General features: G+C 72.8%; 1 protein-coding gene. It reads right to left on the bottom strand.

What is annotated here, in order from left to right; translation table 11 throughout:
* Positions 1-378, bottom strand: a 378-nt coding sequence (locus ACX4ZE_RS23195; protein ID WP_480275590.1) for a hypothetical protein, incomplete at both ends; no start/stop codon positions are given.

The raw sequence follows: 378 nt of genomic DNA, 5'->3' as shown, positions 1-378 counted from the left end.
GCGACCAACTCCCCCTCCCCCACCACACCCGACCGATCGAGGACCACATACCCCACCAACTGTGTGCCCGCCCCCGCCCCGGGCGCCTCTCGGGCTGTGACCACCGCCTGCGCCACTCCCGGATGCGATGCTAGTACCGCCGCCACCTCCCCCGGCTCGACCCGGTACCCCCGGATCTTCACCTGCTCATCGACCCGACCCACGAACTCGAGTTCTCCGCCCGTTGTCCAGCGCACCATGTCCCCGGTGCGGTACACCCGGCCCCCACCGGACGGGTCGAAGGGGTCGGCCACGAACCGCGCCGCGGTCAACCCCGCCCGGGCGTGATACCCGCGCCCCACCTGGGCGCCGGCCACATACACCTCCCCCGCCACCCCT

The sequence above is a fragment of the Nocardia sp. TBRC8007 genome, from assembly GCF_056629435.1.
The sequence above is the reverse complement of the archived record's forward strand: the minus strand, read 5'-3'. Positions and strand labels throughout refer to the sequence as shown.